Annotated in this window: 26 protein-coding genes and 1 tRNA gene; 24 read left to right on the top strand and 3 right to left on the bottom strand. The window is 45.3% G+C overall.

Annotated elements, in window-relative coordinates; translation table 11 throughout:
• Window positions 1-12 precede the first annotated feature (12 nt).
• From mnmG to G9G57_RS00100, 6 genes are all read left to right on the top strand, one after another.
• Entirely contained in the window at window positions 13-1902 is a 1890-nt protein-coding gene (gene mnmG / locus G9G57_RS00075; RefSeq protein ID WP_113050390.1) for a tRNA uridine-5-carboxymethylaminomethyl(34) synthesis enzyme MnmG, read from the top strand.
• Window positions 1902-2624, top strand: a complete 723-nt coding sequence (gene rsmG, locus G9G57_RS00080; protein WP_031462540.1) for a 16S rRNA (guanine(527)-N(7))-methyltransferase RsmG — start codon at window positions 1902-1904, stop codon at window positions 2622-2624. The genes mnmG and rsmG overlap by 1 nt, the downstream gene beginning before the upstream one ends.
• 386 nt (window positions 2625-3010) lie before the next feature.
• Complete coding sequence (gene noc / locus G9G57_RS00085; protein ID WP_013373916.1) at window positions 3011-3829, top strand: nucleoid occlusion protein; 819 nt, start codon at window positions 3011-3013, stop codon at window positions 3827-3829.
• A 186-nt stretch (window positions 3830-4015) separates the two neighbouring features.
• Window positions 4016-4777: a ParA family protein gene (locus tag G9G57_RS00090; RefSeq protein ID WP_013373915.1), complete on the top strand. Its 762-nt coding sequence runs from the start codon at window positions 4016-4018 to the stop codon at window positions 4775-4777.
• Window positions 4770-5612: a ParB/RepB/Spo0J family partition protein gene (locus G9G57_RS00095; RefSeq protein ID WP_016822448.1), complete on the top strand. Its 843-nt coding sequence runs from the start codon at window positions 4770-4772 to the stop codon at window positions 5610-5612. Before G9G57_RS00090 ends, G9G57_RS00095 begins: the two co-directional genes overlap by 8 nt.
• A 204-nt stretch (window positions 5613-5816) precedes the next feature.
• Window positions 5817-6338, top strand: a complete 522-nt coding sequence (locus G9G57_RS00100) for a DUF4446 family protein (RefSeq protein WP_164964350.1) — start codon at window positions 5817-5819, stop codon at window positions 6336-6338.
• On the opposite strand, the gene yyaC is transcribed toward G9G57_RS00100, so the two are convergent.
• Window positions 6292-6894, bottom strand: a complete 603-nt coding sequence (gene yyaC / locus G9G57_RS00105) for a spore protease YyaC (RefSeq protein ID WP_019689093.1) — start codon at window positions 6892-6894, stop codon at window positions 6292-6294. The genes G9G57_RS00100 and yyaC overlap by 47 nt on opposite strands.
• A 250-nt stretch (window positions 6895-7144) precedes the next feature.
• Between yyaC and G9G57_RS00110 the strand changes: the two genes are divergently transcribed.
• From G9G57_RS00110 to G9G57_RS00120, 3 genes are all read left to right on the top strand, one after another.
• Window positions 7145-8095 carry a mechanosensitive ion channel family protein gene (locus G9G57_RS00110; protein ID WP_019689092.1) on the top strand — a complete coding sequence of 317 codons (951 nt, stop codon included), beginning with the start codon at window positions 7145-7147 and terminating at the stop codon, window positions 8093-8095.
• The gene (locus G9G57_RS00115) at window positions 8085-8309 is read left to right on the top strand and encodes a DUF951 domain-containing protein (protein ID WP_016822452.1); all 225 of its coding nucleotides are present in this window, start codon (window positions 8085-8087) and stop codon (window positions 8307-8309) included. The genes G9G57_RS00110 and G9G57_RS00115 overlap by 11 nt, the downstream gene beginning before the upstream one ends.
• A gap of 77 nt (window positions 8310-8386) precedes the next feature.
• Window positions 8387-8477 (top strand) — tRNA-Ser (locus G9G57_RS00120).
• A 206-nt stretch (window positions 8478-8683) separates the two neighbouring features.
• Here G9G57_RS00120 and G9G57_RS00125 read toward each other — a convergent pair.
• Both G9G57_RS00125 and G9G57_RS00130 read right to left on the bottom strand, forming a co-directional pair.
• The gene (locus G9G57_RS00125) at window positions 8684-9001 is read right to left on the bottom strand and encodes a hypothetical protein (RefSeq protein WP_016822453.1); all 318 of its coding nucleotides are present in this window, start codon (window positions 8999-9001) and stop codon (window positions 8684-8686) included.
• Window positions 9002-9367: 366 nt separating this feature from the next.
• Complete coding sequence (locus G9G57_RS00130) at window positions 9368-9562, bottom strand: YjzC family protein (protein ID WP_013373906.1); 195 nt, start codon at window positions 9560-9562, stop codon at window positions 9368-9370.
• Between the two features lie 318 nt (window positions 9563-9880).
• On the opposite strand from G9G57_RS00130, the gene rpsF reads away from it, so the two are divergent.
• The 15 genes from rpsF (at window position 9881) to rplI (ending at window position 23920) form a co-directional block, all read left to right on the top strand.
• On the top strand, window positions 9881-10165 hold the full coding sequence (rpsF, locus tag G9G57_RS00135) for a 30S ribosomal protein S6 (protein WP_007433230.1): 285 nt from the start codon (window positions 9881-9883) through the stop codon (window positions 10163-10165).
• Window positions 10166-10214: 49 nt separating this feature from the next.
• Window positions 10215-10706 (top strand): single-stranded DNA-binding protein, encoded by a 492-nt coding sequence (gene ssb, locus G9G57_RS00140; protein WP_010346813.1) that lies wholly within the window; start codon window positions 10215-10217, stop codon window positions 10704-10706.
• 21 nt (window positions 10707-10727) lie between these two features.
• Complete coding sequence (gene rpsR, locus G9G57_RS00145; RefSeq protein ID WP_013312800.1) at window positions 10728-11000, top strand: 30S ribosomal protein S18; 273 nt, start codon at window positions 10728-10730, stop codon at window positions 10998-11000.
• A gap of 529 nt (window positions 11001-11529) precedes the next feature.
• Entirely contained in the window at window positions 11530-13269 is a 1740-nt protein-coding gene (locus G9G57_RS00150) for an ABC transporter substrate-binding protein (protein WP_164964351.1), read from the top strand.
• A gap of 68 nt (window positions 13270-13337) precedes the next feature.
• The gene (locus G9G57_RS00155; protein ID WP_016822455.1) at window positions 13338-14300 is read left to right on the top strand and encodes an ABC transporter permease; all 963 of its coding nucleotides are present in this window, start codon (window positions 13338-13340) and stop codon (window positions 14298-14300) included.
• A gap of 11 nt (window positions 14301-14311) precedes the next feature.
• Window positions 14312-15235, top strand: a complete 924-nt coding sequence (opp4C, locus tag G9G57_RS00160; RefSeq protein WP_016822456.1) for an oligopeptide ABC transporter permease — start codon at window positions 14312-14314, stop codon at window positions 15233-15235.
• A gap of 13 nt (window positions 15236-15248) precedes the next feature.
• The gene (locus G9G57_RS00165; RefSeq protein WP_016822457.1) at window positions 15249-16232 is read left to right on the top strand and encodes an ABC transporter ATP-binding protein; all 984 of its coding nucleotides are present in this window, start codon (window positions 15249-15251) and stop codon (window positions 16230-16232) included.
• Window positions 16229-17194, top strand: coding sequence for an ABC transporter ATP-binding protein (locus G9G57_RS00170; protein WP_016822458.1), 966 nt, complete (start codon window positions 16229-16231; stop codon window positions 17192-17194). Before G9G57_RS00165 ends, G9G57_RS00170 begins: the two co-directional genes overlap by 4 nt.
• Before the next feature lie 160 nt (window positions 17195-17354).
• Entirely contained in the window at window positions 17355-18296 is a 942-nt protein-coding gene (locus tag G9G57_RS00175; RefSeq protein ID WP_019689089.1) for a D-alanyl-D-alanine carboxypeptidase family protein, read from the top strand.
• A 233-nt stretch (window positions 18297-18529) separates the two neighbouring features.
• On the top strand, window positions 18530-19591 hold the full coding sequence (locus G9G57_RS00180; protein WP_019689088.1) for an LCP family protein: 1062 nt from the start codon (window positions 18530-18532) through the stop codon (window positions 19589-19591).
• Window positions 19592-19636: 45 nt separating this feature from the next.
• A complete protein-coding gene (locus G9G57_RS00185) occupies window positions 19637-20065 on the top strand; it encodes a CBS domain-containing protein (RefSeq protein ID WP_013373897.1) in 429 nt (142 codons plus the stop codon).
• A gap of 189 nt (window positions 20066-20254) precedes the next feature.
• Window positions 20255-20557 carry a MazG-like family protein gene (locus G9G57_RS00190; protein ID WP_013373896.1) on the top strand — a complete coding sequence of 101 codons (303 nt, stop codon included), beginning with the start codon at window positions 20255-20257 and terminating at the stop codon, window positions 20555-20557.
• A gap of 5 nt (window positions 20558-20562) precedes the next feature.
• A complete protein-coding gene (locus G9G57_RS00195) occupies window positions 20563-21480 on the top strand; it encodes a DUF2232 domain-containing protein (protein WP_164964352.1) in 918 nt (305 codons plus the stop codon).
• An 11-nt stretch (window positions 21481-21491) separates the two neighbouring features.
• On the top strand, window positions 21492-23480 hold the full coding sequence (locus tag G9G57_RS00200; RefSeq protein ID WP_016822462.1) for a DHH family phosphoesterase: 1989 nt from the start codon (window positions 21492-21494) through the stop codon (window positions 23478-23480).
• The gene (rplI, locus tag G9G57_RS00205; RefSeq protein WP_016822463.1) at window positions 23477-23920 is read left to right on the top strand and encodes a 50S ribosomal protein L9; all 444 of its coding nucleotides are present in this window, start codon (window positions 23477-23479) and stop codon (window positions 23918-23920) included. The genes G9G57_RS00200 and rplI overlap by 4 nt, the downstream gene beginning before the upstream one ends.

A 23920-nucleotide genomic window follows, 5' to 3' on the forward strand; every position in this document is an offset into this window, starting at 1 on the left:
GGTAAGTGAGGTATGGGATATCAAGGAGGCGACTATGATGTGATCATCGTCGGTGCGGGCCATGCGGGCGTAGAATCGGCTTTGGCAGCGGCACGGATGGGCTGTCGTACATTGATGATCACAATTAACTTGGATATGGTCGCATTCATGCCCTGCAACCCGTCTATTGGTGGTCCCGCAAAGGGTCATGTAGTACGGGAAATTGATGCATTGGGTGGCGAAATGGGTCGGAATATTGACAAGACATTTATCCAAATGAGAATGTTAAATACTGGTAAGGGTCCTGCCGTGCATGCCTTGCGCGCACAAGCAGACAAGTTCTCTTATCAGCATGCGATGAAGGAAACGATGGAGAAAGAACCGAATCTGACCTTACGTCAAGGCATGGTTGAAGAGCTGATTATAGAAGACGGCCAATGCGTAGGTGTGATTACGAAGACGGGCACAGAGTATCGTAGTAAAGCAGTTGTCCTGACGACGGGCACCTATCTGCGTGGAAAAATCATTATGGGTGAGCTGATGTATGAGAGTGGTCCGAACAATCAGCAGCCTTCGCTGAGACTTTCTGAACATTTGAGAGAGCTTGGGTTTGATCTCGTTCGCTTTAAAACAGGGACGCCACCACGTGTGCATAAGGATACGATTGATTTTAGCAAAACAGAAATACAGCCAGGCGATGATCAGCCGAAGTTCTTTTCCTATGAAACGAAGTCCTCGGATAATGAGCAGTTGCCTTGCTGGCTGACGTATACTTCAGTGGAAACACATCAGATTATTAATGATAATTTGCATCGTGCACCGATGTTCTCTGGTCTGATCGAAGGAACGGGACCACGTTATTGCCCCTCTATTGAAGATAAAGTGGTGCGTTTCAGTGATAAGCCGAAGCACCAAATCTTTTTGGAGCCTGAGGGTAAAAACACATCTGAATACTATGTTCAAGGCTTGTCAACAAGCTTGCCAGAGGATGTGCAATTAGCAGTACTGCGTACCATTCCAGGGATGGAAAAGGTAGAAATGATGCGTAACGGTTACGCTATTGAATATGATGCGATGGTACCTACTCAGTTGTGGCCTACTTTGGAAACGAAAAAGGTACCTGGCTTGTTCACAGCAGGTCAGATTAACGGGACATCCGGTTATGAAGAAGCTGCGGGTCAAGGAATTATGGCTGGGATTAATGCAGCTCGCAAGGTGCAGGGAAAAGAGCCCGTCGTACTGGATCGTTCTCAAGGCTACATTGGGGTTCTGATTGACGATCTGGTGACGAAGGGGACAAATGAGCCCTATCGCTTGCTGACATCCCGTGCAGAATACCGTCTGTTGTTGCGGCATGATAACGCGGATCTGCGATTGACTCCGATCGGGCATGATATTGGCCTGATTACAGATGAACGATACGAGCGCTTTTTGGATAAAAAACAAAGGGTAGAGCAAGAAATTGAGCGTTTACGCTTAGCTAAAGTTCGCCCGGTTGATGTAAATGAGATGCTGGAGCAAGGCGGATCTGCACCGATACAGGATGGCAGTAATTTGTTAACAGTGCTGCGTCGACCTGAGATCAGCTATGCACAAGTGGCACAAATTTCACCTTCACCTGTAGCCCTTACTGAGGAAGAGCAAGAACAGGTAGAAATCCAAATTAAGTATGCAGGCTACATTGAAAAGCAATTGATGCATGTAGAACGCCTGCAAAAGATGGAGAAGAAGAAGCTCCCTGAGGATATCGCATACAATGAAGTTCAAGGCTTGGCCATTGAAGCCAAGCAGAAACTTGAGAAGATCCGTCCGATGTCCATTGGTCAGGCATCCCGTATCTCCGGTGTAACTCCTGCGGATATTTCCATTTTGCTGGTTTATCTGGAGCACTATAACCGTGTAACGGCAGCGAGGGGATCTTAATGGACGCGATACAACAGCAGTTTAAGCAGCGGCTGGCAGAGCATAGCATTGTGATTAATGACAGTCAGTTAGAGCAGTTTGAAACGTATTACCGTGTGCTGGTTGAATGGAATGAAAAAATGAACCTGACGGGCATTACTGAGCGAGATGCAGTGTACACCAAGCATTTCTACGATTCTCTTTCACTTGCCTTTTATGTTCCGTTAAATGATGTGGGGAGCCTGGCTGACATTGGGTCAGGTGCTGGTTTTCCTGGGATCCCCTTGAAAATATGCTTTCCACATATTCAATTGACCATTGTAGACTCATTGAACAAACGCATACAATTTTTAGCTCATGTTGTAGAGCAGTTGGGACTGGAAAATGTCGAACTGATTCACAGCAGGGCAGAGGAATTGGGGCGCAAAGCAGGATATCGTGATAGCTATGATCTGGTCACAGCTCGAGCCGTTGCCCGTCTCGCGGTACTAAATGAATTTTGTCTTCCTTTTGTCCGTGAGGGGGGCCACTTTGCAGCGATGAAGGGTAGCGACCCAACGGAAGAAATCAGGGAAGCCTCCTACAGTTTGAAAGAGCTAAAGGGAAAAATCAAGCATGTTCAGGCCTTTCAGCTACCTGTTGAGGATGCAGCCAGACATATGATTATTATCGAAAAAAGAGCAGCTACACCACGGAAATACCCGCGTAAGCCAGGTACTCCTTTGAAAACACCTTTAGTGTAAATGTTTGAAAAAAAGTGAATGTTTCACGTGAAACATTCACTTTTTTTATGGTTTATAAACTCCTTGCTTAAGATGGCTCCTTGCCGAATGCCCTCTACATAATTTATTCTTTTATCCTTCTGAAAAGCTGTTAGAGACGATAGGATTATGACTGGAAAAGTGATAGAATAGAGATAATCGTTTTAGTGTAAGTTGGCTGCTTCCCGTACCCATGATTTCAGATATACATATAGGGAAGTGGGACAACAAATGTCAGGGGAGTACGTGGAGTGTACCCGCTTACGGCGCTGTTTCATATAGAAGGGTCTACAATCCCCGTAAGGAACTGTTTTTCACGAAGCGCTGTTTGTATGGTGCTATTATGAAATTAGGTGGTATTATACGGAATGAAAGAACAATTTTCCAAGCTATTTGGTTTGACGGAGCGCTCCAATGGGGACGAAATAAAACAAATTCCAGTTCGGGATATTGTCAGCAGTCCTTATCAGCCCCGCACCATATTTGACGACGAAAAGATTGATGAGCTATGCCAGACTATTAAGACGCATGGTGTAATTCAACCGATTGTCGTTCGTTTCCGTAATGGACAATATGAAATTATAGCAGGGGAACGTCGTTGGAGAGCTGTCACCAAGCTGGGTATGGAGACGATTCCAGCCATTGTTCGTGAGTTTAATGATTCACAAGCTGCATCCATCGCGTTGATTGAGAATCTTCAGCGGGAGGGCCTAACTGCGATTGAAGAGGCTGTAGCTTATCAAAAGCTGATTGACCTGCATCAACTCACCCAGGAAAGCCTCGCTCAGCGACTTGGCAAAAGCCAATCCACTATTGCTAATAAGATACGGCTGCTTCATTTGCCGGAGAGAGTGAAAGAGGCTCTAATGGAGCGGAAGGTGTCCGAGCGTCACGCTCGTGCATTATTGTCGTTAGAGACCGAAGAGCTACAGTACAAGGTTTTAGATGAAGTGATTGCTAAGGAACTCAATGTGAAGCAAACAGAGGCACGAGTTGCCTTCTATAAACAAGTATCCACGATTAAGAAATCTAAGCGGATTTCCTTTACCAAGGATGTCCGGCTTGCGCTGAATACGATTCGTCAATCCATTGATATGGTGTCTGGCTCAGGGTTGGATATCAAAACAAAGGAATCTGATCATGAGGATCACTATGAGATTGTCATTCAAATTCCCAAACGTAAGTAAGGGATGAAGCGTACAGCGGCAGCAATTGCCGCTTTTTCTGTCTAACGCCAACATAAAACCGCAGCATACTCGTATTCTATTTTGAAATTGCCGTTATCCGTAAGTTAAGGACTAAGTAACGTCTTCATAGAGCTTTTGCAATCATGGAACGTAGCAGGATTCCGATTAAATTATGAGGTGAATGAAGTGTCAAAAATAATAGCCGTAGCCAATCAAAAGGGCGGAGTAGGCAAAACGACTACTTCCGTGAATTTGGGCGCCGGACTTGCTTCCCTCGGCAAAAGGGTATTGCTCGTGGATATCGACCCGCAAGGTAATACAACTAGCGGTGTGGGTATCAATAAGGCGGATGTGGCAAATTGTATTTATGATGTACTCATTAACGAAGTTGACCCTAGCGAGGCGATTATCAGTACACAGGTTGAGGGATTGGATATTATCCCGGCAACCATCCAATTAGCAGGTGCTGAAATCGAGCTGGTACCAACTATTTCTCGCGAATTGAGATTAAAAAGATCACTTCAACTCGTCAAGCATAATTACGATTATATATTAATAGATTGCCCTCCATCACTGGGGATTTTGACGCTCAATTCCTTGACGGCTTCCGATTCAGTCATTATTCCAATCCAATGTGAATATTACGCGCTGGAAGGATTAAGCCAATTGTTGAATACCGTGCGATTAGTGCAAAAACATCTAAACACCTCATTGCAAATTGAGGGCGTGTTGCTAACCATGTTTGACGCCCGCACGAACTTGGGTATTCAGGTGATTGAAGAAGTGAAAAAATATTTTCAAAGCAAAGTTTATCAGACGATTATTCCACGCAACGTGAGACTCAGCGAAGCACCATCACATGGCCAGTCCATTATTACGTATGATCCCCGGTCTCGTGGGGCAGAGGTATATATTGAGTTGGCAAAGGAAGTGGTATCTTATGAGTAAACGGTTGGGAAAGGGACTGGACGCACTTATTCCCTCCCTTACAGTCAGTGACGAGGATAAGGTTGTTGACATTCCGCTCAGTCAGTTGCGGGCGAACCCATACCAGCCTCGGAAAACGTTTGATGAGGAGTCCATTAAGGAATTAGCGGAATCCATTCGTCAGCACGGTGTTATCCAACCCATTATTGCGCGTAGTGTCTTGAGAGGTTATGAGATTATAGCCGGGGAAAGACGGTTTCGGGCCTCTCAATTTTGCGGGAATCCAACCATACCTGTGGTTGTTCGCAATTTTACAGATCAGCAGGTAATGGAGATTGCCCTGATTGAGAATTTGCAGCGTGAAAACTTAAATGCAATGGAAGTGGCGGTGGCTTATCAGGGGTTAATGGATCAGTTTTCTTTAACTCAGGAAGAGTTGTCCATGAAAGTGGGAAAATCACGTTCACACATTGCCAATTTTCTCCGTTTGCTCGCATTGCCTGAGGAGGTTAAAGATCATGTTTCACGTGGAACATTGTCTATGGGGCATGCTAGAGCAATTGTCGGGCTCAAAGATCCAGACATGGTAAAGCAGCTGGCCATGCAATGTATTGAGCAACAGTGGAGCGTTCGTGAACTTGAGGAAGCCGTACAACAGTTGGATCATAAGCCTGGAGAAACAAAAGCTAAAGCCAAGGTGCGAAAAAAGGACCCCTATATTGACCATATGGAAGAGTCCCTGCGCGAGCGTTTTAAAACAACTGTAAAGATCAAGCACAATAAAGATAAAGGAAAAATCGAATTGAATTATTACAGCCAGCAGGATTTGGAAAGATTACTGGAGCTATTACAGTAGTCTGTAAAAATATGGACATGTCTCCTTGAGTGAAATGGAAAGTGAGATATGTCTTTGCTTTGTCTGGAATTGCAGGAATTAGAATGGTTTTGATGGATAAACTAATAGCCTTGTGTTATTTGTCTCGCTGTTCTCAAACGTTTAAAATAAAAGGTAAGCAAAGCAGTAACATGATTTTTGAGGTAGAGGGGTAGAAACAAACATATGGCTGAATTGAATGGACTAATCATGGAGCAGCTTGCTGGAATTGTTGCAGGGATCGTGCTTGTTTTGTTTATCCTGTTGATTGTTGTTATTGTACAGGGATCAAAGCTAAAGAAGATGCGGCGAAAGTATGAAACCATGATGGCAGGCAGCGGGGTAGAGAATTTGGAAACGCTGCTGATTGATTTAAAGGTACAGATGGACACGATTGAAGATGAGCAGAAAGCCCACCGTGCAAGTATGAAATCACTACGCAGCAAACTGACTGGCTTGAAGGGACATATAGGCATCAAACGCTATAATGCCTTTGGTGAGAGAGGGAGCGATCTAAGCTTCTCTCTGGCTATTGTAGACGATAATCAGGACGGAATAGTATTGACCGGTATTTATAACCGGGATGGCTCATATGTGTATGCCAAGCCTCTGGAAGCGGGACAATCTTCTTATTCCTTATCACCTGAAGAGAAAGAAGCTATTACTCTTGCGCAGCAAGTAGGACAGACCGGTAATGCCACTCCTTAATTGCGGAGTATAAGCTACTAGCTATGATATCTGATAATTTCATGACCAAATTTAGTCTCGTATTTTGTAACACAAAGTATTCCATGAAGCCGCCGACGTTAACGATACCAGTCAAATGGATATCGCCGACCGGCGGTAATTCTTTATTTACACCTGCTCCAGGCTTGAGAGGACCCTCTGCAACCTGAATGCATCCAACACTGGAGGTTTGTCCAAGACATGCGTCTATACCAATGATATAAGGCTGTTCGTATCGGTCATGTATGCCGTTCAGCGTCGTTTGAAGGTTCATAGCATGTACAGGCTCATCTAATGTTCCATACAAGTTAAACAGGGGGCTTTTATAGCGTGACAAATGGGTGCCAACGAGCGGACCAAGGCAATCTCCAGTAGAACGATCGGTGCCGATGCAAATGATGACGATATTTTGCAGACTCCGTGCCTGATGCAGATGGAACAGCAAACGATGGATGATGGCTGATTGGATCCCGGGATCGGTGTGTGATATTTTTAAGCTTAGGGGTTCTTGCCCCGGAATGAAGTCAGAATGAGTCATGGAATCTTCCTTTCGTCCTGTAATGGAGCGTGCAGGTTGTGCTCGCCTACTTTTAAGATTTCACTTGGCCTGCGGGTAACAATTATTCTCAAGATAGTAGCTAGTATATGGATAAACTTGCGTTTTTATACTCGGGAAAAGTAGATTATTCATAGTCGTATGTTTGAAGTCGGGAGATATGCTTATATAGATAGGAAATAGAATGTGGGAAATAGAAAGAGTGGTTCCCTGGTTTGAGGAGGAGTACAGCATGACCTTTATACATTGGTTGGCCGGTAATTTAGACACGGATGACGTAGTGCAAGGTGCGATTCATTGGAAGGATGCTGTATGGAAATGGCTTACAGATAGTGCGATGTGGTCGACCTTTTTGTTTGTGGTTTTGAAAATCGTAATTATTTTCATCATTACACGTATCTTTATTCGAGTTATTAATAAAATTATAGATAAGTCGATGGAGCAAAAGGGAGATAACGGCAGATTCCGATTGAATACCAGACGGTTAACGACTGTGGGCGAACTGCTAAAAAATGTAACAAATATTGTGTTCAATTTCATCTTGATTATGCTGGTGCTATCGCAAATGGGTATAAATCTAGGCCCTCTGATTGCTGGAGCTGGAGTGCTTGGGTTGGCTGTAGGTTTTGGGGCACAAAGCTTGGTTAAGGATGTAATTACCGGATTCTTTATTATATTTGAGGATCAATTTGCCGTAGGAGACGTCATTCAGACGGGAACTTTCAAGGGGACGGTAGAAATGATTGGGCTGCGTACAACCAGGCTGGTGAGCTGGAAAGGTGAGGTGTATATTTTACCGAACGGCTCCATTACGACGGTAACGAACTTCTCCATGTCCAACGCGTTGGCGGTGGTAGATGTGCCGATGAAGGCGGAGCGTAGTCTGGAGGAAGCCGTCAGCTTGGTAAAACAGGCGATCCAAGGTATCGAAGAGTCCAATGCGCAGATACTTAATATGCCGGATGTGTTAGGCGTTCAGTCCATGACTACATCAGAATATATCGTACGGGTTGTGGCGGAATGTATGCCGAACACAGGGGCCTTGGTAGAGCGTGATATTCAGAATAATATCAAGAGGGCTCTAGAGGACGAGGAACATCGTCAGGCCGCACTGGAGACGGCGATCACCCTTGAAAAAGAAGATGAGTCAGGAAGAAAAGGGGGAGAGAAGGGTGGAGCGTAAGTCGTTTGAACTAGGGGATATTGTGCAGATGAAGAAGCCTCATCCGTGTGGAACGAACGAGATGGAAATTATTCGGATGGGGATGGATATTCGAATCAAATGCGTCGGATGCCAGCATAGTGTACTGATTCCGCGTGCCAAGTTCGAAAAGAATATGAAGAAAGTGTTGCGCTCAAAGTCCAGCGCTGGCGAGCAGAATTCGGAAACCATTTGAGCAGAGAAAGTGGATCATGATGAACAAGAAATCAGCTTGCGTCATGGTAGCAATGATGATATAATTATCCTTGCTGCGGAAAGGTACCCAAGAGGTCCAAGGGGGCTGACTCGAAATCAGTTAGGCGTCGCAAGGCGTGCGTGGGTTCGAATCCCACTCTTTCCGCCACTAACTTCATGAACTTGATCAATCTCTTACGTCTGCTGACGTAGGGGATTTTTTGGTTTATGGAAATAAATCATTATTAGGTTATAAGAATGAATGTAGCGATATCGAAGAATGATTAAGAACCTCTTGGTGAATGAATAAGGTGTTAAAGTAAAAGAAAGCTCCTAACAGCGTTTGAAATAATTGCCGTCAGGAGCATTCTTTTGTTATAGCTGGTTAGGCGGGTAATGATAGCGTTTTGTTCTCTTTGAGCCAGAGATCATCAGCAGGATGGCAGCGATCAAATGGAGTGCCCAGCCAACAAAAGGAATCCAGGCTAGCAAGGAAGTGAGTACTCCCCAGACAGAACCGTAGATCGCTTCCTGATTGCGTAACGACAGGATAAGTGTTACTGCATGCAGGACAAGCATAAACCCCAGTGCTGAGTAGCCAGTCCCCATGACAATAGCTCCTCCCACAATCGGTACAGCCAGCACCAATTCGAATATACCTGATATCCACTTTAATATACGAGAATAGCTCATCTTTAAACCTCCGTAGATAGTAGGTCTTTGTACTTGGATATATTCTAGCAGAAGGAGCTGAATTAATCTGCATTTTACCAGCATATGCAAAAAGTCCGATAATGCAACAAAGGAGGACCACAAAGGTCCTCCATCGTAGGCGATACATTTTTAACAGGATACGATCTGTCCAATCACATCATGAAACTCGGTGTACTGACTAGCAATACCGTGTTGAAAAGACAGTGTCCTTTTACACAAACCTAACGCTTCTAATGCCCGGAATGGATCTCCTAACAGTTTGTAAGGCTACGTCGTCCAACGGAACCACACCTCTCTGTTGTATCGCCTAATCATAATATGGCCAGGATTCCGAAGAAATATACATTAGTGGACACGAGCTTTCGTTTTTTTCTTCCACTTGCGATTATGGTTGGTGGTCTTCGGAAAAGAATCGCCTCTTTCCAACGTTATTTGCTGCGGGTTTTGGATTTCAGTATGAAAGCTTTTTTCTCCAACCTCCATATATACGCCGTCATTTGGGACCTTATCCCCGGGTACGAACTCAGTCTTTTCACCCATACGGTTGTGCCTCCTTAGATAATGAATTTGGACTGCAACGGTTATTGTGCGCTGTCTTAAACAGAAACATGCGAAATCAAGGCACACAGATAGTAGTTAATCAAAAATGATTTCCTTTATATATGCAAAATTTGTGAAGTGATATAAAAATGTATAAAGCTAATAATAGGTTGTGTGTGAACAGCTTTTAGCCTTGTGCTCGAAATTGCAGGTTGCATTCAGGTGCTCGATTTGGTAAACTGTTTTAGTGCGAGTTTAGGCTCGTTCCTTGCTCTCAACTGAGATTGAGGGCCTTATGTCCATAAGGAGGTGTAAAGAATGCGCAAATATGAAGTGATGTACATTATTCGTCCTGACATTGAACAAGAAGCTGTTCAAGCGACAGTCGACAAATTCCAAGGTATCATCTCTAACGGCGGTGGCGAAATTACGAATCACGATGTAACTAAACGCCGTCTTGCGTATGAGATCAAGAAATTCCGTGATGGTTCTTTCGTTCTGGTAAACTTCACAGCAGAACCTGCTGTTGTTACTGAGCTTGAGCGTATCATGAAAATTTCTGACGAAGTAATTCGTTATCTCATTACGAACGACGTAGCTTAATTATTGTACGTGATTATGTAATGAACAACGCTCAAAGGAGGGGATTGGATTGTTGAACCGTGTCATTCTGATCGGTCGTTTGACCAAAGATCCAGAGCTGCGCTATACACCGTCTGGTGTAGCAGTAACCCAGTTCACCCTGGCTGTAGACCGTCCGTTTACAAGTCAAGGCGGCGAACGGGAAGCGGATTTCTTGCCGATCGTAACCTGGCGTCAGCTTGCTGAAACATGCGCTAACTATCTTCGTAAAGGTCGTTTGACGGCTGTTGAAGGCCGTGTACAAGTGCGTAATTATGAGAACAATGAAGGAAAACGTGTATACGTGACTGAAATTGTTGCTGATAATGTACGTTTCTTGGAATCTAACCGCGATAGCGGCAACGGTGGCGGCAATAGCGGTGGAGGTATGCGTGAGGAGTCTCCTTTCGGAGGCGGTAACAGCAATAGTGGGCGCGGGAATAATAACTCGCGAAACAATCAGGATCCTTTTTCCGATGACGGAAAACCGATCGATATTTCGGATGATGATCTACCATTTTAATTGGGAAAGGACTGACAAAGAATGGGCTTCAGACAAAGAGAAGGCGGAGACGATAACAAAAGACCAGCTCGTCGTGGTGGTCGCAACAAACGTCGTAAAGTATGTTTCTTCACTGTGAACAAAATTACTCACATTGACTATAAAGATACAGACCTGCTTAAAAAATTCATCAGCGAACGTGGGAAAATCCTTCCTCGTCGTGTGACTGGAACAAGCGCGAAATATCAACGTATGTTGACAATCGCTGTTAAACGTTCCCGTCAAATCGCATTGCTTCCTTACACTACTGAATAGTAGTGGGTGGAAAGAAAAGATGTTCCCAATTGTGGGGGCATCTTTTTTTATGATTTATTTTATTGACAACAAGTGCCATCTATTGTAACTTACTAATAATACAATCCATGTTTACCCATTAAGTATGATTTGCCTTTTAGTGGCTTAGGAAATTTCAAGCTCCCCAACTCGCCAGAGTACACATTTCGATCATTCGAAATGTTATTTTATATTACATAACACTCGAATTTTTTGTCATTTTCCTTAAGTAAATTTCATAAACTTTACAAAAATAGATGTTTTGCAATTGCATATTACATAAAAAAAGATATTGACGTGATATTATTTTACACTTAAGATAAACCTTAATAAAAATGTAATGGTTGTCGGTGCACAAAATTGACCAAGGGTCTAAAACATGTGTTCTACGCTATCATTAGGAACAGTAAGGAGGATGTGCAAACTTCATTTTCAAACCTCGAGCTTTAACGAATCACCGCAGGAATGAGACAGGCTGTTAAATAAAGACCGACTAAGGGGGATTAACAGGATGGTGCAAACGAAGAAATGGGTTTCTTTGCTTATGGTGCTTACGATCGTTGGTGTTCTGTTTGCAGGATGTAGTGGAGGTGCTAATGAGGCACAGCCGCAGCAAGGTAATGCGGATAAGAAAACAGAGGGAAATGAAGGCAGCGCACCAGTTACAGAGGGTGTAATTAAAGCAACGGATTTGTCACAAAATCCTCCGGGAGCAACAAATCGGAAAGATAACATTGTAGTAGGTATGACATCACCTAAAGGGGTATTTAACCCGCTATTCTGGCAAACAAAGTATGATTTATTTGTAGTCAGAACGGTATTTGATTCCTTCTTACAGGTGAAGGCAGATGGTACATATGAAAATAGTTTGGCTGAAAAGGTTGATGTATCGCCGGATGGTCTAAAATACACCTTCCATCTGAAACCAGGTGTGAAGTATAGTGACGGCACTCCAGTAACCGTAAAGGATTATGCTTTTGTTCTCAAAGTGCTGCATGATCCGAATTATGATGGAGAAAGCGATATATTATCTTTTAAGATTAAAGGCGGTAAGGAATACCACGATGGCAAGGCGAATGATATCTCGGGTATCAAGGTCATCGATGATAATACAGTAGAGGTAACCGTTACAGAAGCAACAGCTTATACGAAGGATTATCTGGGTGAGCAATACTTCATGCCAGAAGCTTATTACGGAAAAGGGTTCAAGAAGGGTAACCTGGACAGCATCAAGGCGCTTAATAATAAACCAATCGGCTCCGGGCAGTATGTGCTGAAGAGCTTTTCCCCGGGTCAGCAAGTCGTACTTGAAGCGAATCCAAACTACTTCAAGGGCGCACCAAAGGTAAAATCGGTTATTTTCAAAACGACAACAGAAGAAACAAACCTGTCTATGCTGCAAACAGGGGAAACGGACATGGACAACATCACAGTTACGGAAGACAATGTAGAGGAATTAAAGGCTCTAGGCTTCTTGGACGTGAATATTATGCCGACCAATGGCTATGGATATATTGCATTTAATCACAAGGAAAAGAAATTCCAGGACCCTAAAGTACGTCAGGCTTTAACTATTGGTTTAAACCGTAAAGAGATTGTACAGGGCGTGTATGGCCCATATGCGAATGTCATTAACATTCCACAATCTACAGAATCTTGGTCTTATACGGATGAAGGCATCAACAAATATGAATTTGATACAGCGAAGGCGAAGGCTTTGCTGGATGAGGCAGGCTGGAAGGTTGGTGCTGACGGGATTCGCGAAAAGGACGGCGAAAAGCTGACCATTAACTTCTCCGCAACTGCTGATAATCCAGTAGTAGAGGCCTTGCTACCAATCATGTCCAATAACTATAAGGAGCTAGGCATCAAGCTGACTTCTGAAACTCTAGATTTTAACGCCATTATGGATAAAAAGGATACAGGCAAGTTTGATATGTTCTTCGCGGCCTGGGGCTTAACTCCAGACCCGGACACAACGACTTTTATTACGAATGGTGCACAAAACGATATCGGCTACTCTAATAAAAAGGTCGATGAATTAACGCTTGCTGGTAAGCATGAACTGGATCAAGAGAAACGCAAACAGATTTACAAACAGCTCTATCAAGAGTTGAACAAAGATCTGCCAACTATCTTTATGTACCAACGCAGAGATATGTGGCCAGTGAATGGACGTGTATCCGGCCTAGAAATTACGCCATACAAAGATTTTGAGTTCACTCTGCATAACGCTCAAATCGCTCAATAAGGGATGCCAACCGTATGCTCAGCTCTCACGAGCTGGGCATATCACTTTATTCGTCTGGAGGAATGAATATGAAGCAGTACATTATTCGAAGACTGCTGCAACTCATCCCCACACTTATTGGCATATCCATTATCGTTTTTGCGATTTCAGCCATGGTGCCGGGTGATTACATTACAGCCAAGCAGAACCCGAATATGACCGCCGAGAAGGCGCAGCAGCTACGACATATCTACGGGCTGGATAAGCCGGAATACCAACGTTATTTTATATGGGCCGGTAATATGTTAAAGGGAAATATGGGGGATTCATTACAGCATAAGCAGCCGGTAACGAAGGTCATTGGCAATTATGTATGGAACTCTTTTATTATCGCTTTTTTTAGTCTTATTTTTAGCTGGCTCATTGCAGTTGTTGCAGGGGTATTTTCAGCTAAGTTTCAATATTCCTTATTCGATAAGTTCGTGACGTTATTCATTTTCTTATGTATGTCGCTGCCTTCATTTTTTATTGGTCTATTGGTCATCAAAATATTTGCCCTTGAATGGGGAATTCTCCCGGTTGGGGGTATGACTACAGCAGGGATGGAAGCAGGTTCGTGGGCGTATATGGTGGATGTCCTCAAGCATATGTTCCTGCCGACACTCGTACTTACGATGCTGAGTACAGGAAGCCTGACTCGTTATTTCCGTACAGGCATGTTGGAGGTCATCCGTCAGGATTATATCCGTACCGCACGCGCCAAGGGCTTGAAGGAACGGACGGTTATTTTCAAACATGCACTGCGCAATGCCCTGATTCCAGCAATCACACTGCTCGGGTTCGAGCTTCCAGCCTTATTTGGTGGGGCAATGATCCTGGAAAAGGTATTTGTATGGCCGGGTGTGGGGCAGGTCTACCTGGAGTCCATTAGTATGCGGGACTATCCGTTTATGTTGGGCTTCACCATTTTCCTAGCTGTTCTCACGCTCATCGGCAATCTACTTTCTGATGTATTGTATGGCATGGCAGATCCAAGAATTCGCTTGAAGTAGGAGGGATACTATTGTCCGCAGAAACAGTCACGATTGAAACCAATCAAAAGGCGGCGATCCGTCCTGAAGCGTCTCCATGGAGAATCGCCGTTCGCCGTTTTAACCAAAACCGCTTGGCTTTGGCAGGTCTCGTTATATTAATTCTGATGGTTATCATTTGTGTATTTGGTCCCATGATTTCACCTTATCACTTAGATGATTACAAGCTCTCTGACAAAAACTTATCCCCTAATGCGAAGTACTGGCTCGGTACGGATAAGTTTGGTAGAGATATTTTACTGCGTACGATGCTGGCTGGCCGTATTTCTTTGACAGTGGGGCTGGTCGCCACGTTTATTTCGGTCATGATCGGGGCAACGTTGGGTGCGCTGGCAGGGTTTTATCGTAAAGGCGTGGATACGGTTATTATGCGGATTGCCGATATTTTTATGGCGCTGCCTACATTGCCGCTGCTTATTATTTTAGGTGCTGTTCTATCGGATTTGAAGGTTGATCCGTCGAACCGTATTTATTTTCTGATGCTTATTATTGGGGTCCTGAGCTGGACGAGCTTGTCCCGTCTGGTCAGAGGGCAGATTCTTACGCTGCGTGAACAGGAGTTCATGCAGGCGACGGAAGCGCTGGGGTTGAGAGACCGCCGCAAAATATTCCGACATCTGCTACCGAACACGATTCCTACTATTATTGTTACGGCTACGCTTGGAGTGGCTGGTGCGATTATTACAGAATCTGCGCTCAGTTACTTGGGGATTGGCGTCGTGCCGCCCACACCTTCGTGGGGGAACATGATATCGGCTGCGAATAATCTGATTGACTTCCGCAAACGGCCCTGGATATGGGTACCACCGGGAATGTGTATTCTAATTACCGTTGTAGCGATTAATCTGATTGGTGACGGCTTGCGTGACGCGCTGGACCCTAAAATGAAGAAGTAGGAGACGAACGTTTATGGAAAATGCTTTGATTGAATTTCGTAACCTGAAAACCCACTTTCATACCTCTAACGGAACTGTCAAAGCGGTCAATGACGTCAGTTTTAAAATTCGTGAGGGTGAAACGCTCTGTGTGGTAGGAGAATCTGGCTGTGGTAAGAGTGTAACTGCGATGACAATGATGCGGTTGATTGATTCTCCCCACACCTCAGACGGACAAATTTGGTTTGAGGGCAAGGATCTCCTAAAACTCAATAAAGGGCAAATGCAGCAAATTCGCGGCAATGACATTTCGATTATTTTTCAGGAACCGATGTCTTCTCTGAATCCGGTGCTTACGATCGGGGAACAGATTACGGAGCCGTTGCTGATGCATACATTAATGAGTAAAAGGGAGGCACGCGCCCGGGCAATTGAACTAATTAATTTGGTGGGCATTTCGCGATCGGAGGAAATATTCAATTCCTATCCTCATGAGTTGAGTGGCGGTATGCGCCAGCGGATTATGATTGCTATTGCTTTAAGCTGTAATCCGAAGCTGTTGATTGCGGATGAACCGACAACGGCACTGGATGTAACGATCCAGGCACAGATTCTCGATTTAATGCGGGATTTGAAGGATAAGCTTAAAACGTCCATTATGCTGATAACACATGACTTGGGTGTCGTGGCAGAAATGGCCGATTATGTGGTCGTTATGTATGCCGGGAACGTTATTGAAGAGGCTCCTGTCATTGAGCTGTTCAAAAATCCGCAGCATCCGTATACTCAAGGACTATTAAAGGCAAAGCCTGTCATTAATCAGAAAATGGATCGGCTATATTCCATCCCAGGGCAGGTGCCAAACCCCATTGAGCTGGGCGAAAATTGCCATTTTCATGATCGATGCGCACATTGTATGCAAATATGCAAGGATCAGGCCCCTCCCTTGAATGAAAAGGAGAATGGCCATAAGGTTGCCTGCTGGCTATATGAGAAAGAAGGAGGGCAACGAATATGAGCGAGCCTTTAATTCAAGTGGAAGGGCTGAAAAAGTATTTCCCAATCACAGGCGGGGTTTTTCAGCGTACGGTCGGACATGTCAAGGCGGTCGATGATGTATCCTTTCATATTCATAAGGGTGAATCGTTTGGTCTGGTAGGAGAATCGGGCTGCGGTAAAAGTACGATTGGACGCACGATTCTCAGATTGATGGATAAGACAGAGGGATCAGTACGGTACAAGGGCGAAGATTTGCACGCATTAAACAAGGAGCAGATTCGTGCGCTTCGTCCAAAGCTGCAAATCGTCTTCCAGGACCCTTTTAGTTCACTGAACCCGAGAATTAAGGTGGGTGAGGCGATCGGAGAGGCTTTGCTGGATCACGGGTTGATTGATCGTAATGAGCTACGGCAGAAGGTCAACGAAACGCTGAACATTTGTGGGCTGTCCTCATATCACTATGATCGTTATCCGCATGAGTTCTCTGGCGGTCAGCGGCAGCGGATCGGGATTGCAAGGGCCTTGATTTTGAATCCTGATTTTATTGTGGCTGACGAGCCGGTATCTGCTCTGGATGTGTCGATTCAGGCCCAGATCATTAACTTGTTAAGCGATTTGCAGCAGGAACGCCAACTGACGTACCTGTTCATCTCGCATGATCTGAGTGTAGTCGAGCATCTGTGTAGCCGGATTGGTGTGATGTATCTGGGCTCGATGGTAGAGTTGGCTTCCAAGGAGGAGCTGTTCAGCAATCCGCTACACCCATACACCAAGGCTCTGCTATCAGCAGTACCGATTCCAGATCCGACGATCAAAAGGCAGCGGATTGTGTTAAAAGGGGACATCCCGTCTCCGGCTAATCCGCCGTCAGGATGCAAGTTTCATACACGCTGTCCTATGGCGGAAGCGCGCTGTAGAACAGAGGCTCCAGTATACCGAGATGCGGGCGACCAGCATTTTGTAGCCTGTCACTTTGCCTGATACGACATACTGAAGAAGCAAAATATCCGTCATCCTGTAACAAGGATTGGCGGATATTTTGTCGTGGAATAAAAAAAGGTAAAAAAATTGTATCTTTTTTTCGAAAAATTGCAGACAAAATGGATTTTTCATCGTCTAATAAGATATGGAGGTTATTACGATGATGAAAAAACATTGGTTACGTTGGGCTATTGTCGTCCCGGTACTTATTATATTGATTTTTATTACTCTTGGACCCCGCTTGTTGATCGGAAAGCCGAATGTGGATGCAGACGCTGCAGTGCTGATGGACATGCACACCGGGGAATTACTGATGGATGTGAATGGCGATAAGCCTATGCCTTCTGCAAATATGTCCAAGCTCATGACCGAGCTGTTGGTACTGGAGGATATTCGGACCGGACGGTTAGGCTGGAATGATGAGGTGCGAATTAGTCGTTATGCCAGTACGGTGGGTGGTGTGAATCTGTCTCTTCGGTATGGGGAAAGAATGACCGTATCTGAACTGTTCCAAAGTATGGTTGTGTATTCAGCGAATGACGCCGCTGTAGCGCTGGCAGAGCGTTCATCAGGGAATGAGTCCGCTTTTGTGAAGCGCATGAATGAAAAGGCTGCTCAAATTGGGCTGTCACCCGATAGTCGCTTTAGTAATGCCTCTGGGGCTGGTCAGAGTGAATTGGGGCCGAACCATCCTAAGGATATTCGCGGAGAAACGAAAATGACGGCAAGCGATACTGCAAAGTTGGCCTCTTACTTGATTACGTCACATCCTGAGATTCTCAGAACGTCCAGCCGCACACAGATGGAATTGAAGGATAAGGGCATTTACATCAGTAATACGAACTGGATGCTGCCTTCCTTGGCTGGACCGTACTCTTATGCGGGGACGGACGGATTGAAAGCAGGGTACACAAGCGATGCTGGATACTGCTTCACTGGTACAGCTGAGCAGCATGGCAAACGATTAGTTGCTGTAGTGCTGGGTGCACCGAGCAAGGAAGAGCGTTTCGCACAGACACGGAAGCTGTTTGATTATGGTTTTTCTCTGTCCACCTCTTTTCCGGTACGATTGCAAAATTTGGTGAAACTGTCTCTGCATTAAGATAAAAGATAACTTTGAAAGCTACATAGAATACTTATATAAACGTAAATGAGGGCTTTGACCGTAAGGGCAAAGCCTTTTTTGTCATGAGTTTGAGGAACTAACCACGCCATGGCACTTTTGACAACAAGGTAGCAGACCTTTTATGCTTTGAGGGGAAGTTTCCGCTTCATGAGGGATCAATCCGGTTTAATGAAGAGATGGGATTTGTGGACGAAAGAAGGAAGGAAGCCATGATGGAGAGAAGACATAAGAGAAGGACCCGTGGAAAGCCCAAAAAGAAAAAGAGGTTTACCGCTCTATATATTTCATGTATTGTCTTGCTTTTAGTTGCAGTAGGGGGCTATCTATTCCGCAAACAGCTGACGCTCGTGGCTTTTGACTGGTTTGTGTCACCGACGCTGGAAAGCAAGCTGGAGAAATCCTACCAGCCTCGTCAATCCAAGGAACAACAGCCCCAAGAGACCATTGCTTACCAGAAGGAGCCTTTTTCGGTGTTATTACTGGGGACAGATCAACGGCCCAATGAAAAGGCACGTGGTCGCTCAGATACGGTGATATATGCTGCTGTACGGCCCGCAGAATCGCGTGTGCTCTTGATTTCTATCCCAAGGGATACGTATGTACAGATTGCCGGACATGATTCCAATCGAGATGGCGAGGATGATTTTGATAAGTTAGGGCATGCTTATGCGTTCGGAGGCGAGGATATGTCCATGGCCACTGTAGAGAAGCTGATGGAGCATAAGGTCGATTATTATGCTACGATTAATTTCCAGGGTATTCAGGATGCCGTGAATGCAGTGGGCGGAGTAGTGTTACCTATCGACCAGCCCATCGAGAATAAAAACCCGCTGCATATCAAGTTCCGTATTGAGGCGGGCAAGCCGCTTTATAATGGTGAAGAAGCCATGTATTATGTTAGGTATCGGGAAGATAGCGACTTCAACCGTACAAAACGTCAGCAAATTTTTTTGAATGCTATGGCCGATAGGCTACTGAATATCGACGGAATCACCAAGATCCCGGAGTTGCTCGATATCATGGGGGCCAATTTCACAACGGATATGGAACCTGCCTTTATTACTGGGCTTGGCAAGCAAGCTATTTCACAAGGGAATCCACAAATCTCAAGTTTTACGATTACGGGGGAAGGGTTCAAGAAGAAGGGCCTGTACTATGACCGGGCTAATGAACAGGAACTTGAATATGCCAGACTTATGATTGCGAACTGGCTAGACTCTGATACAACCCCGCAGACGCTGAGGCTTCCCGACAAACAGGACATTCAGTGAGTAATCAATGGATTTATATTTGATTTTGAGGGGGATTCGTTTCTCATGAATATTGCTTTTTTCTTGCTTCCCAAACAAGAGGTCGCTTGTGTAACGGCGGATGCTACTCTACGGCAAACATTGGAACGAATGGAATATCACCGGTTCACAGCGGTTCCTATTTTGGATAAGGAAGGTAGATATACGGGTACGGTTACAGAGGGTGACCTATTGTGGCATATGAAAGAGTCCGAGGGGAAAATCACCTTTGAAAACGCTTCTAAGTTTATGCTCAAGGACGTTCCGCTGCGGGTTTCGATGAAACCTGTATCCATTGATGCCAATATGGAGGATCTGATTAATTTGGCGAAGGTACAAAACTTTGTGCCCGTTGTGGATGATATGGAACGGTTTATCGGTATCGTGCGCCGCAGCCAAATTATTGAGTATTGTGAGAAATTTGTGTCTAAGGAATCGCTTAATACTTCAAGCTAAAATAAGCAACAAAGCCGCACTGAAGATTACTATTACCCTAGGGGCTAACAGTGTTGACATGGGCTTATAATAAGCAGCAAAGCTGCTCTGAAAATAACGATTTACCCTATGGGGTAACAGTTATTTTCAAAATAGGATATGCTATAATGGAGAATAAAGCTTTTTCAGAGGGGTGTGACTCTTCATCATATGCCTAAAGAAATGGATGTAGTTAAACGAGCCAAGGTTATTGAATGGCTTAAAACAGAGGTGCTTGACCAAGTCTCCCGTCTGTTTAAGGCGATGTGGGAAGGCAGTACAGTCCGTATTGGTGACTGTTTGGCCAGCCTGGTGATGAGCAGTTATATTCTGGGGAGGCGTCTTGGGGTGTCTTACCGTGAATTGGATGATCTACTCATCGACAAGCTAAGAAAGCACAGAAAAGAAGGACACCAGCTGGAGGATTGGTATCAGGACATTTCCGCACTGGAAGAACATATGCGTAAGAGGTGAAAACGTTGAAATTCCGCTTGGCCACTGTAGCATGGAGTGTTATTTATTTGCTTCTGCTGCTGACTCTATTGACACCATTTAAAATTATTACCGTATTTTTTCTGATTGTGCCTGGCGCTGTATTGTTTTCATCGCTGCCTTTCAAAGGATTTCTGGTTCACGTCATACCGGTGCTTTTAATTATAGCGCTACTCGATGTGTATTCGCTGCTTCCTGCGATTTACTTTCTGATTCCTTCTATATTGATGGGACGGATATATAAAAAGGGAGGATCTGCTTTTCAGGCTTTGATGACCGGAACGGGCATTATTTTAGCCGAATTGTTGTTTGTACTGTTTATCGCTACGTATTCCTTCGGGTTTGATCTTTCGCAGTCCCTTCGGGATCAGGCTGAGATATCGGCCAGTATTGTACAGCAGATTTTAAGTGCGAATCCGATGTTTGCGAATATGAGCTGGACAGCTGAAGATACGCAGAAACTCGGTACAATGCTGATTGGTAAAGTTCCATATGTGATGATCGTCAGCTCGTTTATACTGGCAGTGATCACACATGCTTTGGCACGTCCAGCATTGAGCAGTCTCGATGTGCCGGTACGTAAAATGGAGCCTGCCCGCGAGTGGATGCTACCACGCACGCTGATCTGGTACTATCTGCTGGCAATTGTAATTGGATGGATAGCGGATTCCTCCGATAGCAGCTGGATTCAAACGGTTTCCATTAGTATGCTACCGCTGATCCATGCATGTTTTATTATCCAGACAATTGGTTTTGTATACTTCTGGACGCATAGCCGTAAAATGAGCCCAGTGATTGCGTTGCTGCTGTCGCTCGTCGTTCTGGTGTTCCAGCCGCTCCGCATTATAGGTATTATTGATTTGGCCTTTCCGCTGCGTGAAGCTATTACAAGATCAAAGAAATAGGGTGAACAGTCATGCCTAAATTTCTACAAAAACGCTGGCACGGCTATCAGACGGTCTGGGCGTTTTTACTGCTGCTGGTGCTTGTCATATGTATTTCCATGTACAACTGGGAACTGGGTGTGATAGGACTGCTGCTATCATTCTTGCTCGGCGGATTGATGCTGAAGACGGAGCTGGATTTCCGTCGGGAACTGAATCAATATATCAGTGGCCTTTCCTTCCGGATCAAGCGGGTGGAGGGAGAAGCGATCAGTACACTGCCGTTCGGTATCATTTTATACAGTGAAAATCGAACGGTAGAATGGCACAATCGCTTTGCCAGTGAGATGTTCGAGGAGCAATCGTTGATTGGAGAGCCCCTTCAAGATTTGTTTCCTCAACTCGCAAACGCTCTAAGCACTAAAAAGGAAACGAAAGAGTCTGCTCGTGAACTAAAGGTGGAATTACAGCATGATGAGCGTCATTATCAGTTTCTAATCGTGCCTGATGAGCGTCTGATATATTTGTATGAAGTGACGGAGCTCGCGGTACTGCGCAAGCAGTATGAGAATGAGCGGTTAGCGCTTGGTATTGTCATGCTTGATAATATGGACGAGGCTGCTCAGGGAATGGACGATCAGCAGCGTACCGCGCTTATTGCGAAGGTTTCCAGCGAGATTACGTCTTGGGCCAATCAATACAATATTTATTTGCGCCGGTTGTCATCTGAGCGTTATCTTATTATGCTGAATCATAAAGCACTCCAGGAGCTGGAGCAAAGCCGATTCGTCATTTTGGATACCGTGCGGGAAATGACAGCAGATTTGAAAGTACCGATGACATTGAGCATTGGTTTGTCTTTCGGCGCAGAGAGTATCAAGGAGCTGGGCGAGCTAGCTCAATCCAGTCTAGATATGGCGCTTGGACGTGGGGGAGATCAAGCAGCAGTGAAAGCGGGACAGCGCCTGTCCTTTTACGGAGGCAAGTCCAATGCTGTCGAGAAGCGTACCAGGGTGCGTGCCCGAGTCATTGCGCATGCGCTGCGTGATCTGATGCAGGAGAGCGACCGTGTGCTGATTATGGGACACAAAATACCGGACATGGATGCAATAGGAGCAGCTATCGGTGTGTGGAAGGCTGCGGCACTTTACAATGTAGAGGCCCATATCGTACTGGACAAATCCAATCCGTCTATTGACCGAATGATGGAGCAGGTAAACAAGGATGAGAAGCTGTCGCAAGCGCTCATGACACCGGAGCAGTCGCTTCAGGTGATGACCGAGCATAGCCTGCTGGTTGTGGTGGATACGCACAAGGCGTCAATGACGATTGAGCCGCGTCTGGTGCAGACGGCCAGCCGGGTGGTGGTTGTGGATCATCACCGTCGGGGCGAGGAATTTATTAATGATTCTGTTCTGATCTATTTGGAGCCATACGCGTCATCGGCCTGTGAACTGGTGACTGAGCTGCTGCAATATATCCATGAAAAGGTCCAGCTGACACCGCTGGAGGCAACATCACTGCTGGCGGGGATTACGGTGGATACCAAGCATTTCTCCCTGCATACAGGCTCACGCACGTTTGAGGCAGCTGGCTTCTTAAGACGTAGTGGAGCAGATACAGTGATGATCCAGCGCATGTTAAAAGAGGACCTGGATGAATATATTGCTAAGGCGGAAATTATTAAGCATGCTAAAATGATATATGGGCATATCGCAATTGCGGTGACCGAGCCCGGACAAAAAATACCGCAGCTCCTGATTGCTCAGGTGGCGGATTCATTACTCAATATGACGGATGTACTGGCCTCCTTTGTGGTCAGTGAACGTCCTGACGGTCTGGTGGGGATCAGCGCCCGATCACTCGGACGCATGAACGTACAGGTCGTCATGGAACGGCTAGGCGGCGGAGGACATCTGACGAATGCGGCGGTTCAGCTGGATTGCTCGCTGGAGGAAGCTAAGCGCAGAGTGGTCGACGTACTGGCCGAAATTGATGGGGAAGAGGGGTTATTTGAATGAAAGTAATATTCATTAAAGATATGAAGGGCCAAGGTAAGAAGGGGCAGGTTAAGGAAGTATCCGACGGTTATGCAGCGAATTTTCTGTTGCCGCGTGGGATTGCCCGTCCAGCAACGGAAGGAAATATGAAGACGCTGGAAAACCAAAATGCTGCTGAGGAGAAACGCAAGCAAGAGGAAAAGGAAGAGGCACAAGTACTCGGCAAAAAGCTGGAAGAGACTACAATTCAGCTCAAAGCAAAGGCTGGAGAAGGCGGACGTCTGTTCGGCGCGATTACAAGCAAGCAAATCGCAGAGGCTGTTGCTAAAACAGGCATCAAGCTGGACAAACGCAAAATCGAGCTGGAAGAACCGATTCGTACGTTGGGCGTGACTCAAATGACCGTCAAGCTTCATCCTGAGGTCAAAGCTACGCTGAAAGTACAGGTGACTGAAGAATAA

This window comes from Paenibacillus sp. EKM211P (assembly GCF_011066175.1).
GTDB classification, from domain to species: domain Bacteria; phylum Bacillota; class Bacilli; order Paenibacillales; family Paenibacillaceae; genus Paenibacillus; species Paenibacillus polymyxa.

Bases quoted from the DNA above. Each gene is read 5' to 3' on its own strand.
- mnmG (WP_113050390.1), top strand. From the start codon at position 13: ATGGGATATCAAGGAGGCGACTATGATGTGATCATCGTCGGTGCGGGC.
- rsmG (WP_031462540.1), top strand. From the start codon at position 1,902: ATGGACGCGATACAACAGCAGTTTAAGCAGCGGCTGGCAGAGCATAGC.
- noc (WP_013373916.1), top strand. From the start codon at position 3,011: ATGAAAGAACAATTTTCCAAGCTATTTGGTTTGACGGAGCGCTCCAAT.
- G9G57_RS00095 (WP_016822448.1), top strand. From the start codon at position 4,770: ATGAGTAAACGGTTGGGAAAGGGACTGGACGCACTTATTCCCTCCCTT.
- G9G57_RS00100 (WP_164964350.1), top strand. From the start codon at position 5,817: ATGGCTGAATTGAATGGACTAATCATGGAGCAGCTTGCTGGAATTGTT.
- yyaC (WP_019689093.1), bottom strand. From the start codon at position 6,894: ATGACTCATTCTGACTTCATTCCGGGGCAAGAACCCCTAAGCTTAAAA.
- G9G57_RS00110 (WP_019689092.1), top strand. From the start codon at position 7,145: ATGACCTTTATACATTGGTTGGCCGGTAATTTAGACACGGATGACGTA.
- G9G57_RS00125 (WP_016822453.1), bottom strand. From the start codon at position 9,001: ATGAGCTATTCTCGTATATTAAAGTGGATATCAGGTATATTCGAATTG.
- G9G57_RS00130 (WP_013373906.1), bottom strand. From the start codon at position 9,562: ATGGGTGAAAAGACTGAGTTCGTACCCGGGGATAAGGTCCCAAATGAC.
- rpsF (WP_007433230.1), top strand. From the start codon at position 9,881: ATGCGCAAATATGAAGTGATGTACATTATTCGTCCTGACATTGAACAA.
- rpsR (WP_013312800.1), top strand. From the start codon at position 10,728: ATGGGCTTCAGACAAAGAGAAGGCGGAGACGATAACAAAAGACCAGCT.
- G9G57_RS00150 (WP_164964351.1), top strand. From the start codon at position 11,530: ATGGTGCAAACGAAGAAATGGGTTTCTTTGCTTATGGTGCTTACGATC.
- G9G57_RS00155 (WP_016822455.1), top strand. From the start codon at position 13,338: ATGAAGCAGTACATTATTCGAAGACTGCTGCAACTCATCCCCACACTT.
- G9G57_RS00165 (WP_016822457.1), top strand. From the start codon at position 15,249: ATGGAAAATGCTTTGATTGAATTTCGTAACCTGAAAACCCACTTTCAT.
- G9G57_RS00170 (WP_016822458.1), top strand. From the start codon at position 16,229: ATGAGCGAGCCTTTAATTCAAGTGGAAGGGCTGAAAAAGTATTTCCCA.
- G9G57_RS00175 (WP_019689089.1), top strand. From the start codon at position 17,355: ATGATGAAAAAACATTGGTTACGTTGGGCTATTGTCGTCCCGGTACTT.
- G9G57_RS00180 (WP_019689088.1), top strand. From the start codon at position 18,530: ATGATGGAGAGAAGACATAAGAGAAGGACCCGTGGAAAGCCCAAAAAG.
- G9G57_RS00185 (WP_013373897.1), top strand. From the start codon at position 19,637: ATGAATATTGCTTTTTTCTTGCTTCCCAAACAAGAGGTCGCTTGTGTA.
- G9G57_RS00190 (WP_013373896.1), top strand. From the start codon at position 20,255: ATGCCTAAAGAAATGGATGTAGTTAAACGAGCCAAGGTTATTGAATGG.
- G9G57_RS00200 (WP_016822462.1), top strand. From the start codon at position 21,492: ATGCCTAAATTTCTACAAAAACGCTGGCACGGCTATCAGACGGTCTGG.
- rplI (WP_016822463.1), top strand. From the start codon at position 23,477: ATGAAAGTAATATTCATTAAAGATATGAAGGGCCAAGGTAAGAAGGGG.